The following is a 15613-nucleotide window of genomic DNA, read 5'->3' on the forward strand; positions in this document are numbered from 1 at the left end:
ATTTCTCGATTCTTGGCTCTTGGCTCTCGACTCCAACTATTCACTTTTCAAACTATCTACAGGATTCATCAAAGCTGCTCTGACACTCCTTAAACTAATGGTTCCAAAAGCAATCATGATTGCAATTCCAGAGGCCAAGGCAAAAACCCACCAGCTAATCTCCACATGATAGGCAAAGTCGGCTAGCCACAAATCCATCAGGTATTTGCCAATTGGGATGGCAATCACCAGGGAAATGACGATCAATTTGATAAAGTCTTTGGCCAGCAAACCAACTACCTGATTTACAGTGGCGCCTAAAACCTTTCGGACTCCAATCTCTTTGACTCTTTGCTCAGCTGTAAATGTAACCAGTCCAAATAGTCCCAAACAGGCAACAAAAATGGTCATCAAGGCCAATACCATCAGAAATGACCCCATTTTTGCCTCTTGAATATAGGTTTCATTATAAAGCTCATCCAAAAAGGCATAGTGAAAAGCTTCTCCGGTATTGTAGCCGTTCCAAGTGCTCTCCATATCCTGCAAAAGCGGCTGCATTTCTGCTCTATCCACTTTCAAAATCAAGCTGTAATAGGGATTGTAAACCATCATCAAAGGCTTGATGGGTTCACGAAGGGACTTTGCCACAAAGTCTTTGACTACACCTATGACTTGGACATCTTCTCTCCCTCCTTGATTGTTAGTCATGATTTCAAAAACTGCCCCAATCGGATCCCCTTCTATGCCCAATTCTTTAACTGCAGTTTCATTGAGAATTATATTGCTTTTTTCATTCCCCCTATTTGCTGAAAAAGTTCTTCCAGAAACCAACTCCATTCCCAGCGTTGCCAAATACTCCTCATCTATTCCGTATTGCATCAACCTAATGGTGTTGGTCGGATCCTCTTTTGAAACCAAATTCTGAACACTGTTATCGGTAGGACCGGAAGGGATATAAGCTGAGTTGGTTACATTTTTAATCCTAGGATCAGCTCGAAGTTCATTCATAAAAACTTCCATATGCTCTCCCAATAAGCCAGCATCTCGAAGCACAATCAACTGATCCCTATCATAGCCAATATCTTTGTCTTGGATAAATTTCATTTGCTGAGAAACAACCAAAGTTGCAATGATCAATGCTACGGAAACAGCAAACTGAAAAACTACCAATCCACTTCTAAAAGTACTTTTATTAACTCCTGAGGCTCTTTTTTTCAAAGATTCTATCGGCTTGAAACTAGACAAAAAGAACGCTGGGTATCCCCCTGCCATCAGGGTAACCAAAAGAATCAACATTGCGATAATACCCAAATACAATGGATTGGCTAATGACCAAACCGAAAGACTTTTATCTGCAAAATCATTAAAGAAAGGAACCACACTACTCGTCATGACAAAAGCTAAAATCATGGCAAGACAAATTGCCAAAAACGATTCGGATAAAAACTGATAAATTAAATGCTGCTTATCAGAACCCATCACTTTTCTCACTCCGATTTCCTTCAGTCTTTGAGAAGCCCCTGCGGTGGAGAGGTTCATGAAATTAATGCAGGCGATGATCAGCATAAAGGCAGCAATCGCACAATAAATCATGACAGTTTGCATATCACCTCCCGCTTCAAAATCTCCTTTCCCGTTATACTTCGGGTTCAAATGTATATCTGTCAAAGCTTGCAATTTGAGATATACAAAGTTCCCTTTTGCAAAAAACTCATCGAAACTCATCCCTAACCCCTGCTGCATTTGGCCTTCCATATACTTTCTGGATATAGCTAAAAGATTGTCTTCAATCTGATCCGCATTGCGTTGCTCATTTAATAAAACATAAGTCACAAAGCTTCCTGAAAGCCAACTTTGATTTTTGGCATTTGAATTTCCCAGCATGGAAATCATCATATCTAAGTGAAAATGGGAGTTAGAAGGAATATTTTTGATTACCCCAGTGACATTATATTCTCCTTCGAAATTATGATATTCACCAGTGTAGTAGCCGATATCCTCCAACTTAACTACCTTATTGATGGGGTTTTCCTCCCCAAAAAGCGACTTTGCCTGATCTTCTGTAATCACCACAGAATTAATGTTGTTTAAAGCGGTATTTGGATCCCCTTTTACAAATGGAAGATTGAATATCTGAAAGAAATTAGGGTCCACAATTGCTGTGGTTCCCTTGCGTATCACCTGATCATCCAGTCTTATTTTAGTTTCTCTTCTTAATTGCATCACCCTGGTGGCATCTTCCACTCCGGATACTTCCTCCTTCAAAGTAGCAGCAACAGGAGCCATCACGCTGGCTTCATCCAAAAGCTCATTTCCGATTTTGGCTTCCAAATTCACTCGGTAAATCCGGTCAGAATTCGAATAGAATCTATCAAAGCTAAATTCCTCGACCACATATAAACTGATCACCAAACAGGTAGCTAATCCCATAGACAAGCCTAGGATATTGATGAGAGAAACCAGTTTATTCTTTTTGAGATTTCTCCAAGCTATTTTTATATAGGTTTTAAGCATGTTTTTCTTAATTGAAATATTTCAAAATTGGTAAATTGAAAAATTGGTCTCAGATACACTAATTTTCCAGCGAATCTTGATCCATATCTCTAACCTCTTTTCTCTTGGTTCTTGGTTCTTGATTCTAGATACTTTAATCTCAATCATCCTTCAAGCTTTGAATGGGTTCGGAGCGAATACTTTGATAGCTTTGGAAGAAAATCGTCAAAACGGCAAGTCCAAAGCAGGCCAAAACTGATAGCAAAATCAAGCCTAAGCTGATCCCCGCTTTGTAGGCATATTCTTCAAGCCATTGATTGGTCAGATAAATTGAAACCGGAATAGCTACGACAACAGCTATCAAGACCAACTTTAAAAAGGAAGCTGAAAGCATCACGAAAATCTCCGTAGCACTAGCCCCAAATACTTTTCGAATACCAATCTCTTTCGTCCTTAAATGGGTGGTGTAAGCTGTCAATCCAAATAGTCCCAAACATGCTATCAAAATGGATAAAAATGTCAGCACCTTTAGCAGATCAGCCATTTTCATCTCGGATTGATACATTCTTGCAAAATCCTGATCAAAAAAGGTATAGTTCATCGGAACTCTGGAAACAAAAGATTCCCAGGTTTTTTGGATGTTATCAACCCCCGCTTCAGTTGGGTTCACCGTCAGTCTAATACTGATATAATCCCTGAGATAGTAATCATGCATGTATTCGATCACCAAGGGTTTGATTTCATTCCGGAATGATTCAAAGTTGAAATCCTCCACCATACCGATTACTTCGAGTTGCGCTTCATCATTTTCACCCTGATTCCTGATGACAATTTTCCCAACTGGATCATCTGCAATCCCTAAAAACTCAGCAGCTTTTTGATTGATTAGGATTTTACTTTTATCAGCACCTTCCACCAAAGAAAAGTTACGGCCTTCCACCAATTCAAATTGGTAGGCGTCCAAATAATCAGGATCCGCTTCATACCAATTCATTCCATGTTCCAATTCATCATCTCTCAGATTGAAAGAACGCATTTGAAACTGTCCTGTCATTGGAATCCCTGTCGAAAAGCTAATAGAATTGATTTGAGATTGAGAAGCAAGCATGTTTTTGAAAGCTTCTCTTTCTTCATTTTGAATTTCCCCGTCGTTATGAATTATCAGGAGTTGTTCCTTATTAAATCCAGGATTTGAGTTTTGAAAAAAGCTCACCTGTCTCTGAACTAAGAGCGTGCAAATAATCAAAGCCAGGGAAGTAGCAAACTGGAAAACCACTAGGGCATTTCGGAAAGTATGCGAATTTTTACCGATTCCCATTTGCTGTTTGATCACCAGCAGCGGTTTGAAGGAAGAAAGGTAAAATGCCGGATAGGCTCCAGACAAGAAGGTCAAAACAACAATCAAGACAGGGACCAAGCTCAAAATCAAAGGATTCTGTAGTAGGTTAAACTGAAGGTCTTTTCCTGAAATCTGATTAAACAAGCCATTGGATAATTGAACCAAAATCAATGAAATCCCCATCGCTACAACAACAACCAAAAACGCCTCAGTTAAAAACTGAAAGACAAGTTGCGACTTTTGAGAGCCCATTTCTTTTCGAACTCCAACTTCCATGCTTCTCAATCCAGCTTTCGCTGTCGCCAAATTCATGAAATTGATGCATGCCAAAAGCAATACGAAAAGGGCCACCAGAGAAAACATGTAGACATAACTCTCATATCCATTAGCTTCCATTTCCCGAAGCAGATGAGATTTCAAATGGATATCTTTAATGGGCATCAGTTGTAAGTTGAAGTCTGAACCTTCCTCCTCACTTCCGAATGCCGGAACCGCATAATTGGCAACGATCTGGTTTAATTTCCCTTGAACCTCTTCTTGCTTTCCCTTCGGAAATTTCAAGTAGGTATTCAAAATAGGCCAAGTCCAGGAGTCCATTAAAAAGATCTCTTGGTACATTCCTGGTTCATAGACGAGCATATCAAAATGCATGTGCGACTGAGTAGGCAAATCTTCAAAGACTACTGCTATTTCTCTTGCTACCGGCTCATTGCTACCAATCATCAGAGCTTTCCCAATCAATTCCTGCGGAGCCAAATCACCAAAATACTTTTGAGCCATGGATGCCGAAATAGCTAAAAGATTGGGCTCAGAGAGTGCTTTCTCCTTACTTCCTGCCAAAACGGGTAGATCGAAGACATTGAAAAATCCAGGCTCGGCGTAGAACACTTTTTCTTCTCTGAAAACCTGTTCCTTGTTAGGGCCAGTAGCAGGCTGGATCGTAAAGTCATTCCATTTCAAAATCCTAGTCATTGCCTCTACTTCAGGAATATCCTCTGACACCCTTACTCCCAAAGCTGGAGGTGCAGTCGCATAACTTGCAGTTTCAGCATTCCCCCAATTCGCACTAACCCTAAAAATCTGATCTGAGTCCGTCAAATAACGATCATAGCTCAATTCATCCTGAACAAACAAGAGAATGATCAAAAAGCTGCTCAAGCCTAAACTCAGCCCAAAAATGTTCAATCCCGTATAGAGTTTATTTTTCCGAAGAGTTCTCCAAGCTATTTTCAGGTAGTTTTTGAGCATAATAGATTCAGGTTTGCATAAGTAATTACCCTAGGATTATGCCAGTAATAAATGGCCGAATTAAGCACTCTAAGGCCATTTTCCGATATTCTCCCTAAAAGATCCGAACAGTTTCGTCCGATTTCGAGCAATGGAATTCCCTAGTTCACATCCTATAGCAAAATCGGTTAAAAATCAGTAGTTTAAAGAAAAAAATCATCACCTATGTACGTCAAAAGGCATTATCATATCTATAGCACCATTCGTTGGTCAAGAAAGCTTCTAGTCAACGGGTTCCTATATTCTGCTGCGGTGATCCTAATTTATGAAATCACCAAAATCCCATTTTACCTACCCTGGCAACCTATTTCTGTAATTGGTATTGCCGTGGCTTTTTATCTGGGTTTTAAAAACAACTCCTCCTACGACAGAACATGGGAGGCCAGAAAAATCTGGGGAGCAATCATCAACGACAGCCGATCTTTTGCAACAGGAATCATATCTCTTCCTGTCTCAGAAGAAGTCTCTGATAAGAAGAAAAAGGAAATCATTTACAGACATCTGGCTTGGGTTATTGCACTGAAACATGCCATGAGAGCCGGTAAATCTTGGGAGCACAATGGGGCGGTTGACAAGCTGATTTTTACGCCACATTTTATGGAGGAAGCCATTCAGGGAGTATTCCCAGAAATCAAACGTTACCTTTCAAAGGAAGAAATCGAAGAATTGAAAAAACACAGTAACCTTCCGAGTCAGATTCTACTCAATCAGACTAAAGCTGTGAAGGAATTGGAGGATAGCGGTCAAATTTCGGAATTCAAGCACATCTGGCTTCATGAATTGATCACGCGTCTCTATACAGATCAGGGAATGACAGAGCGGATCAAAAACTTCCCTTTTCCACGTCAATATGCCTCTACGGGTCTTTTTATCAATTACATTTTCTGCGCACTGATTCCATTTGGCCTTTTGGATATTTTTATCCAATCAGACAGCCTCCATCATTGGATGACCATTCCATTTTCTGGAATCATCATCTGGATTTTCTTTTTGGTGGATCGAATCGGTGACTATTCCGAAAACCCATTTGAATCAGCTTATAATGATGTGCCTATTTCATCGATTACGAGAGCAATTGAAATTGATTTGCTCGAAATGATCAGAGACAAGGACATTCCAGATCCTTATCCAGTGGAAAATGGATTTTTAATGTAAAACCAAAAAAACCCTATCATTCAATCTGACAGGGCTTTTTTAGGGTGCAATCGCTAAATTATCTTTTACGGATTGAGCTGGAGCCAGAAACTCTGACTTCACCCATTCTAGGAGAACCTGAATAAATAATATCTCCAGAACCTGAAGATCTTACAGAGATTTCACCTAAGTCGCCTACTTCAGTATCACCGGATCCTGATTTGGACACGTTCAACTCTCCAATCGCCAAGTTCTCAGCTAAGAAGTCTCCAGACCCTGATTGTTTGATTTCTGCCTCATCTACCGAACCTCCTTTGATCTTAATTTCAGCCGAACCAGAAATCGAAGCTTCCAATTCTCTTGCTTCCAAAGTATTCATGATGATATCTCCAGAACCTGAAAGTCCGATATAAAATTCACTAGCCTCCACAGGAGATGTCACTTCCATTTCACCGGAACCAGAGCATCTCACTCCTTCCAATTCACGATATGTGATGTAAAATTTCAGCTTTACATTGTTATAGCTTCCTCTTACCAATCCAACTTCTAGCACATCTCCGTCAATCTCGGTTTTCACTTTATCCAAGCTTACTCCTTTAGCTTCAATTCTGATTTCTTCCTTGTTTCCTTCAGTTAAAATCACTTCCCAGCTACCTCCAGAATGTACTTTTGTAAAATGCCCTGGAGTTCTTGTTTCTGTCTGTTGTGCCTGCACGCAAGATCCCAATCCAAATACCATGAGGATGACTGCGGCAATTTTAGTGTTGATTTTCATATTATTAAGTTTAAAGTTCTAATGTTTTAAGGTTGGAATGTCCCCTTTCTCCGGTACTTGGGTTTAAAATAGATTGTATTTGGTTCTTTGGACTTTGTGCTAAATCATTCATTCTTGATACTCTTAATAGGATTGGCCCAAGCCGCTCTGATGGTTTGACTTGTCACCGTAACAGCAGCAATTATTCCAGCAATACCTCCGGCCCAAAGGAAAGTGGTCCAGGAAATACCGATATGGTAAGCAAAGTCCTGAAGCCAACTATCCATTCCAAACCAGGAAATCGGAATTGCAATTATAAAACCGATAGCCACAAGCTTCAGGAAGTCTTTCCCCAACAGAAGCAAAATATTGGAAGTCTCTGCTCCCATTACTTTTCTGATTCCTATTTCACGAGTTCTTTGTTCGGTTGCAAAAGTCACCAAGCCCAAAAGACCCAAAACTGAGATCACAATGGCTAAGGCTGAGAAGAAAGTGAAGATGGTTTTCACTCGTGCTTCTGCTTCATATTGTCTATTGAAACCCTCATCTATGAAATTAGGCTCGAAAGGATACCCAGGTCTAAAATCCGCCCATTCACCTCTCAAATAAGCCAACACTTCATCTCTTCTACCTGCCTCATACTTCACGCTCACATTGTTATTTCTATCCTGAGAAATCATAAAAACAATCGGAACGATAGGTTGATGAAGGCTTTCGAAATGGAAATCTTTCATAACACCAGTTACAAACCCTCTTCTTCCACCATAATTGAAAGCTTTTCCAATGGCCTCCTCTGGTGATGACCAACCAATTTCTCTTACTGAAGCCTCGTTTAAAATAAATGCCTCTGTCGAATCACTTGCCAATTGGTAATCAAAATCTCTCCCTGCTACGATCGGAATACCATAGGTTTCAAGGAAATTATGAGCCACATGGACATCCGCAATTCGAAGGTTCAACTGAGTCATTTCTCCATTCACTTCGGTAGTCGCTCCCTGCGAATCCAACAATCTACCTGAAGGAACTCTACTTGACATAGAAACTTCAATAATTCCAGGTTGATTTTCCAATCTATCTTTAAGGATCAGATAGTTTTCATTGATCGTGCTATTGCTTGGCAATACCACCATGTCTTCTTTTTCAAACCCCAGATCTTTGTTTTGCATATAGCTCAATTGCCCAATCACAACCAAAACAGCAACGATCAATACAACAGAAATTGCAAATTGACCAACTACTAGAACAGACCTGAAATTCTCATGACCTTTTCCAGCTTTGAACGCTCCTTTGAGCACTTTTGCAGGAGCAAAACCAGATAGAAAAAGTGCTGGATAACTCCCTGAAATCATCCCCACAAATAGGATAATTCCTCCGATCCAAAGCAAGTATTCTGGGTGGCTAAAAAAGTTTAAGGATAGTGGTTTTTCAAGGAAATCGGAGAAGATCGGAAGGAAAAGGAATACTAGAACCAAAGCGATAATCATTGACAAGAAAGTCATTACAAAGCCTTCTCCCATAAATTGGCGAACCAAAACGAGTTTGTCTGCTCCCATCGCCTTTCTCAATCCCACCTCCATGGAACGGAGGGAAGATCTGGCGGTACTTAGATTCATAAAATTGATACAAGCAATCAGCAGAATAAATAAAGCAACAGCACCGTAGATGTACACATAATCGATATTGCCATTAGCCTCAATTTCAGAATCTAGATTGGAATGCAAGTGGATATCCTGAATCGGCCATAAAAACAAATCTGTGGTTTTTGACATTGGAATTCCCTGCCCAGTTTCACCCATATGACGATCAATCATTCCCGCCAACTTATCTTCAAAAGCCTGAGGATCTACTCCATCAGCAAGCTTCAAATAGGTTGAAAAATTATTGGATCCAAAGTTACTCATGAAGGCATCTTGTCCTCCATAAAACTGGACAACCGGAATCAGCGAAGTCAAGAAATCCACATGAAAATGGGAGTTTTCAGGCATATCTTCCATCACTCCTCTCACTTGAAGTGTGAATTTCATTCCCGCAATCTCCATTTCCAGCTCCTTTCCAACAGCTGACTGATCTCCAAAATAGCGTTGAGCAGTACTCTCAGAGAGAATTACTCCATCAGCCTCCTTCAAAGCTTCCTTCCCTTCCCCTTCCTTTACTTTCCAGGAAAAGACATCAAAAACCTCTGGATCTGCCATAAAAAATCGCTCCTCAACAAATGAATTTTCTCCATTTGTGATCAAAGGATCAGCCCCCATCAGTCTTGCAGAATAAACTACATCCTCAGGAAAATCAGATTGAATTAGCGGACCAAATGGTGGCGCCACATGCCCTAGATGAAGGCTTTCTTGACCATCTTGGTTAAACCAAGCTCTGGAAACTCGATAAATTCTATCTACATCTTGATGATAATTGTCATAGCTCAATTCAAACTTCACGTACAACAAAATCACAATACTAACAGCCATGCCTATGGCCAAACCAAACAAGTTGATAAAGACATAAAGTGGATGCTTTTTGGCATTCCTAAAGACAATCTTAAAATAGTTTTTAAACATAGTTGGGTAGTTTTATTCGGATTTAAGGCTTTTGACAGGGTTGGATCTGGCTGCAGAAAAAGCCTGATAGCTGACAGTTAGTAATGCAATTATCATCACAAGGACTCCTGCCAATAAGAATATCAATGGATTAAGTTCTGTCTGGTAAGCAAAGGTTTGAAGCCATTCATCCATGGCCCAATAGGAAATCGGAACAGCTATCACAAAAGCAACCAAAACCAGTTTGCTGAAATTGGTGGTTAGCATCCAGACCAACCCCGATGTAGAGGCTCCCAAGACCTTTCTTACTCCTATTTCCTTGGTCTTTTTGTAAGCTGTGTATGCAGCAAGACCAAATAATCCTATACATGCAATCAGAATTGCCAAGACGGAGAATGAGGCTAAAATCTTACTGGAAACCTGCTCTTCTACATATTGCTTCTGAAGATTATTTTCTAAAAACGAGAATGAGAAGGGTTGATTTTGGCCAAACGAATCCCACAATTTCTCTACATCAGCGATGGTTTGCTGAGGATAATCCCCTGAAATATTCAAAGCCAAGAAATTCTGGAACCCAACAGCAGATTCAGTACTGAAAATCGCCAGAGGTGTAATCGGAAGGTGCAAAGATTCAAAATGAAAATCCTCTGCCAAGCCAACCACGGTATACGGGATATTGACTTGCTCCCCATTCACATTTGCCCCGCTGTATATTTTCTTTCCGATAGGGTCTTCCAAGCCAAAGGCCTGAGCTGCGGCATGATTGAGAATCACAGAGGTACTGTCATTGAATTCCTCTCCAAACATCCTTCCTTCAGTCATTTTGATGCCCATGGCATTCAAGAAGAAGTCATCTGCAACAAAGCCTTTTCCAGTCAACACCTCTGATTTTCCTTCAGGAGTGAATTGGACTCCAAAGAAAGAATTCCCCGGCATGGCACTACTTCCTCCTGCATTGAGTACTCCTGGTATTTTCAGTACTTCTTTTCTGAAAGTCTCTGGGTTTTCCAATTGTCCAAAACGGTCCACAACGAGTACATTTTCTCGCTGAAAGCCCAGATTTTTGGTTTGGATAAAACTGATTTGTCGCTGGATGATCAAGGTTCCAGCGATTAGCATAATGGAAATCGTAAACTGAAAAACAACCAGACCATTTCTTAAAAATTGACCTTTTCGAGTAGAAGAAAGCTTTCCTTTCATGATCTCAACGGCATGCATTTTTGAAATTTGAAAAGCCGGATAATAACCAGCTACTAGGGAAACAAAAACTCCCATTCCCAATAGCCAAGGAATTAAATCGATAGCTTCATCCATTCCAATTGACAAGCTCTTTTGTGCCATATCATTGAAAAATGGAAGAGCCAAGCCAACCAAAATACTGGACAAAGCCAAACTGATAACCACCAGCAAGACTGCCTCCATCAAAAACTGAATAATCAACTGTTGACGATCTGAACCCATTGCCTTTCTAACCCCCACTTCTCTTGCTCTTTCTGAGGATCTAGCGGTTGCCAGATTGATGAAATTAACCGAAGCAATCAGCAGGATGAAAATGGCAATGGAAATAAAAATATAGACATAGCGAATATCTCCATTCGCTTTCATTTCATTCTGGAGCTTGGAAGTCAAATGGATATCTCCGAGTGGTTGAAGGAAGTAATTATAGCCATTTCCGGCAGCGATGTAGTCATCATAATTTACTCCGGTATTCTGCTCTATTTGACCAGCAGCATATTTTTTCACTAAGGAAGGGATATCATTTTGAACCTTCTCCCAAGATGCTGTTGGTATCAATTTGATATAGGTCATCGCAGAAAAACTGGCATATGTGGGGTTTTGATTGAATGGCAAACCAGCCGTAGAACCCAACATATCAAAATTGAAATGGGTATTGACAGGTAAGTCTTGCATCACTCCCGTCACTTCCACATCCTGTCCATTGACTTTCAGTTGCTTCCCAACCACATCAATGGTTCCAAAATATTTAAGTGCTGTTTTTTCATTTAATACATAAGCACTGGTCTGATAAAGGGCCGTTTTGGCATCTCCAGCAACCATAGGAATGGGAAACATTTCGAAAAAATTAGAATCCGCCATGGCTACCAATCGCTCCTCATAAAAATCCTCATCCACTTGAACCATGCTAGCAAAGTCCCCAAATGTAAAAAGCCTGGTGGCATCCTCCACTTCCGGGATTTCATCCTTGAAAACCTCAGCGAATCCATCTGGAATGATCGCATAGAGATTGATATGATCAGGATAGATTCTCTCTAAACCTACTCGATATATTTCCTTTTGATCCGCCCAAAACTTATCATAACTCACTTCGTCTTTTACCTGTAAAAAAATCAGTAAACAACAGGTTAGTCCTAATGTCAATCCCAAAATGTTAATCCCGGTATAAATCTTATTTTTCACCAGGTTCCGATAGGCAATCTTCAGGTAATTTTTAAACATGAGACTAGGATTTTAGATGGATGATTTTGACAAAAAAAGCCGATAAGTATGTTCTCACCGGCTTTTCCATTCATAAGGCTGGGTTATTTTATTGTTTTACAACTTTGGCAGAGCCAGAAGTCGCGACTTGCATTCTTGGGTCACCTCTGTAGTATACATTTCCAGATCCTGAAGCTCCAACTTTTAGGTTTTCCAAGGCAGTGATATAAGTTTTTCCTGATCCTGATTTTCCAACATCTACTGATTCAGCTTCCAAATCAATGGCTTCGAAAGCTCCTGATCCAGATTGACCGACATGGACGTCTCTTGCAGTTCCTCCTTCGATCAAAATATCACCAGATCCACTAATTCCTGCACTGACTGTTCTAGCATGTACATTTTTCAATTTGATCAATCCTGAGCCGGATACACCCAATGCCAATTTATCAGTTTCGATATTGTCTTCAACAGTGATAGAGCCTGATCCGGAAGATCCAAGACCTTCGATTTCACGCATTGTAACATAGAACTTCAGGCGAACATTTTTATAGTTCCCTTTTTCAAGCTTCAGCTTCAACTTGCCATTGTCAACCTCAGTGATGATTTTATCCAAGTCAATATTTTCTGACTCGATTCGTACTTCATCTCTATTTCCGATCTCAACATAGACATCCCAACTTCCTCCAGATTCAATTTTGGTAAAATCCCCTGGGGTACGGGTTTCAGTTCCTTGTGCATTTGCCGTCAATCCTACTAAAAAAAGTAAAACGATCAAGGCTGTGGTTTTCGCAGTATTCATAGCGTGCTTCATAATAGTATTAGGTTTAAATTTAAATTCATCAATTGTGCCAAGGTCTAAAAAGGCCATTTTATGGCAATGGGAGCACTTTTACAATAATTCACTGTCCGTATCAATTGGATTTCGACCGCCAGCGGACAAAGATCATTTTAGAGAATTATCCTATTTTTCAACTTCAATAAATCCAATCCGGTTAAAAATCGAATATGAAAGAATTAAATCTATTTCTCTATTTGACTTCCAATAATGTAGATGCACTCAAAAGCGAATAGGTTGCATATGGGCACAAAAAAACCTCCCTTAACAGGGAGGCATTTTTACTATAAATTAACCTTTAATTTTACTCACTTTTAATGGCTTGAACCGGATTGGAATGTGCCGCTTTCAAGGACTGCAATGTCACAGTCAAGAATGCCACTCCAAAAATGGTAATCGCAGCCAGCGGGATAAACCACCACTCGAAATTGATTCGGTACTGGTACCCTTCCAGCCAATCTTGCATGACCCAGAAGGCTATTCCAGATCCTATCAATATGGAGAAGGATACAATCAGAATAAATTCCTTGTTGATCACCTGCAAAATGGAGAAGGTGGATGCTCCCAAGACTTTTCTAATACCAATTTCCTTGGTCTTTTGTTCGGCGACATGGGCAGAAAGTCCCAATAATCCCAGACAGGAAATCAAAATGGTCAAAATACTGAAGTATTGAGCCAAGTCCCTCAGCCTCACATCCTCTTGATAAAGTCTTGCATAGTTTTCATCCATGAAACTGTATTCGAAAGGAAACTCCGGGTTCATATTTCTTCCCGTCGCTTCCAGAAAAGCTACAGTCTCACGAATCTTATCTGTATTCACTTTGATATACGCTTGCCAGGTATTTTCTGGATCTAAAAGGAGAATAGCTGGAGCCACATTGTTTCTAAAACTTTCGAAGTGAAAGTCTTTCACCACTCCAGTAATGGAACGTTCATCTCCCCACATTCTAAAAAATTCCTGACCCTCTTGATCCTGTTCCATCAGTTTCAATGCTGTTTCATTTAGGATTGCTCCAGATACAGAATCTGCTCCGTTTGCTCGGTCAAAAGCTCGACCTTTAACCAAGCTCAACCCTGTCGTCTCGAGGAAATCATAATCCACCCGAATAATCTCAAAAAGTGCATTGTTTTCAGGATCTTTGCCTTCCCAGGAAACACCTCCTGTATTGGAGTTTCTTCCCATGAATCCGAATGAAGATCTACTGACAGATAAGATATTTTCATTTTTTTCCAATTCAGCCTTGAAAACATCAAAGCTTTCTAAAAGCTTACCTTCCAATGGCACTTGAATCAGTTGATCTTTGGAGTATCCCAAATCCTGATTCATCGCAAAGTTAATTTGCTGATAAACCACCATGGTAGAAACAATCAGAATGGTCGCTAAAATGAATTGGAATAGCACCAAACCTTTCCGAGCCATCACCACTCCTTTTCCTGATTTGGTAAAAGAACGGAAGACGGAAACCACTTTTGTAGCGGAGAGATAGAAAGCAGGATAGGATCCTGCAACCAATCCAGTTAGGATAATAATCCCCAGAATCTGTACCCAGAAAAATCCTGATAAATAAGGAACTGACATATCCTTACCAGTCAGATTATTGAAAATTGGCAAAGTCACTTGAACCAAAAGGATTGCAAAAAAAGCTGCAAATAAGGTGATCAGCAGCGATTCACTCAAAAACTGAAACACCAGAGAATTCTTATTGGCGCCAGAGACTTTTCTCACTCCAACTTCCTTGGCTCTTTTTTGGGATTTTGCTGTACTCAAATTCATGAAGTTGATGCATGCAATGATCAAAACGAATATGCCAATCATGGCAAAAAGCTTCACGTTTTTGATTCTTCCCTCAACTGGCATCCCGTCCTTCCATTGGCCATGGAGATACAATTCTCCTCTCGGGTATGCAAACAGCTCCACATTGGAATCCTCATTTCTCTCTACGATATATTCTGATATACTTTTAGAAAAAGCCTCACCATCTACTCCTTCTCTTAGCTTGATGATCGTGCTTGGGCCATTGTTTCCCCAATCACCTAGCCAGTCATTTTCATCAAAAAACACTTGGTAAGGAAGTAAATACTCAAACTTCAGGGTAGAATTCTTAGGGAGAGTTTTCAATACACCCTGTACTATAAAATTCTTCGAATCTGTTCCTTGACGAATCTCTACATCCTCTCCTACTACGTCAGTTCTGCCAAACAGGGAAATCGCTCCCTCCTCAGTTAATACCACGTGATTGTTCTCGGTAAGCATCCGATTGATATCTCCTTCTAAAGGCTCAAACTGGTAGATATGAAGCAAATCAGGCATGGCGTAGATTCCCTCCAATTTGATGCGCTTGTCTTTTTGAATAAAAAGTTGAGTTTGAGTCCAGGTGTAGGTAGAGGCATATTCGACTTCTGACAAAGTTTCCTTCATACTTTCAGCCAAAACACCGGGAGTAGAAGTGGTAGTGAAAATATCGGCTCCATAGGTCTGATGCTCCATCACTCTATAGATCCGATCGATGTCAGCAAACTCTCTGTCCATTTTCAACTCAGAATCCACCCATAAACCAATCAGGATAGCTGCCCATAATCCCAGGGACAAGCCGAATAAATTAATGAAGAATGTAAGCTTATGTTTTTTGAAACCTCGGAGAGCAATTTTAAAGTAGTTTTTAAACATGTTGGTGGAAGGTTAATCGTTGCGTAGAAAAATTGTGGTAGTCCAGTTGGTTTAGTTCTTATTACTTTAAAGATGTCCCTGCGATTCAAAAGGTTGCATTGAAAATTCAAACGTTTGAAAAAGAAGTGACTGGTAATTATTGCTACTTTATAATGCT

At 40.2% G+C, this 15613-nt stretch carries 8 protein-coding genes; 1 reads left to right on the top strand and 7 read right to left on the bottom strand.

The features are described 5' to 3' along the window. Nucleotides 1–36 precede the first annotated feature (36 nt). On the bottom strand, nt 37–2493 hold the full coding sequence (locus BUF13_RS10525; RefSeq protein ID WP_073571777.1) for an ABC transporter permease: 2457 nt from the start codon (nt 2491–2493) through the stop codon (nt 37–39). A 139-nt stretch (nt 2494–2632) separates the two neighbouring features. Beyond that, on the bottom strand, nt 2633–5059 hold the full coding sequence (locus tag BUF13_RS10530) for an ABC transporter permease (protein ID WP_073571778.1): 2427 nt from the start codon (nt 5057–5059) through the stop codon (nt 2633–2635). A gap of 204 nt (nt 5060–5263) precedes the next feature. Between BUF13_RS10530 and BUF13_RS10535 the strand changes: the two genes are divergently transcribed. After that, complete coding sequence (locus BUF13_RS10535; protein WP_073571779.1) at nt 5264–6253, top strand: bestrophin family protein; 990 nt, start codon at nt 5264–5266, stop codon at nt 6251–6253. Between the two features lie 58 nt (nt 6254–6311). Here the strand turns inward: BUF13_RS10535 and BUF13_RS10540 are convergent, their stop codons facing one another. From BUF13_RS10540 to BUF13_RS10560, 5 genes are all read right to left on the bottom strand, one after another. After that, nucleotides 6312–7007 (bottom strand): head GIN domain-containing protein, encoded by a 696-nt coding sequence (locus BUF13_RS10540; protein WP_073571780.1) that lies wholly within the window; start codon nt 7005–7007, stop codon nt 6312–6314. A gap of 104 nt (nt 7008–7111) precedes the next feature. Beyond that, nucleotides 7112–9538 carry an ABC transporter permease gene (locus tag BUF13_RS10545; RefSeq protein WP_073571781.1) on the bottom strand — a complete coding sequence of 809 codons (2427 nt, stop codon included), beginning with the start codon at nt 9536–9538 and terminating at the stop codon, nt 7112–7114. A 12-nt stretch (nt 9539–9550) separates the two neighbouring features. Next, nucleotides 9551–11974 carry an ABC transporter permease gene (locus tag BUF13_RS10550; protein ID WP_073571782.1) on the bottom strand — a complete coding sequence of 808 codons (2424 nt, stop codon included), beginning with the start codon at nt 11972–11974 and terminating at the stop codon, nt 9551–9553. A gap of 88 nt (nt 11975–12062) precedes the next feature. After that, complete coding sequence (locus BUF13_RS10555; RefSeq protein ID WP_166669826.1) at nt 12063–12764, bottom strand: head GIN domain-containing protein; 702 nt, start codon at nt 12762–12764, stop codon at nt 12063–12065. A 328-nt stretch (nt 12765–13092) separates the two neighbouring features. Continuing rightward, the gene (locus BUF13_RS10560; protein WP_073571784.1) at nt 13093–15456 is read right to left on the bottom strand and encodes an ABC transporter permease; all 2364 of its coding nucleotides are present in this window, start codon (nt 15454–15456) and stop codon (nt 13093–13095) included. Nucleotides 15457–15613: the final 157 nt, after the last annotated feature.

The sequence above is a fragment of the Algoriphagus zhangzhouensis genome (genome assembly GCF_900148515.1).
Taxonomy (GTDB): Bacteria; Bacteroidota; Bacteroidia; order Cytophagales; family Cyclobacteriaceae; genus Algoriphagus; species Algoriphagus zhangzhouensis.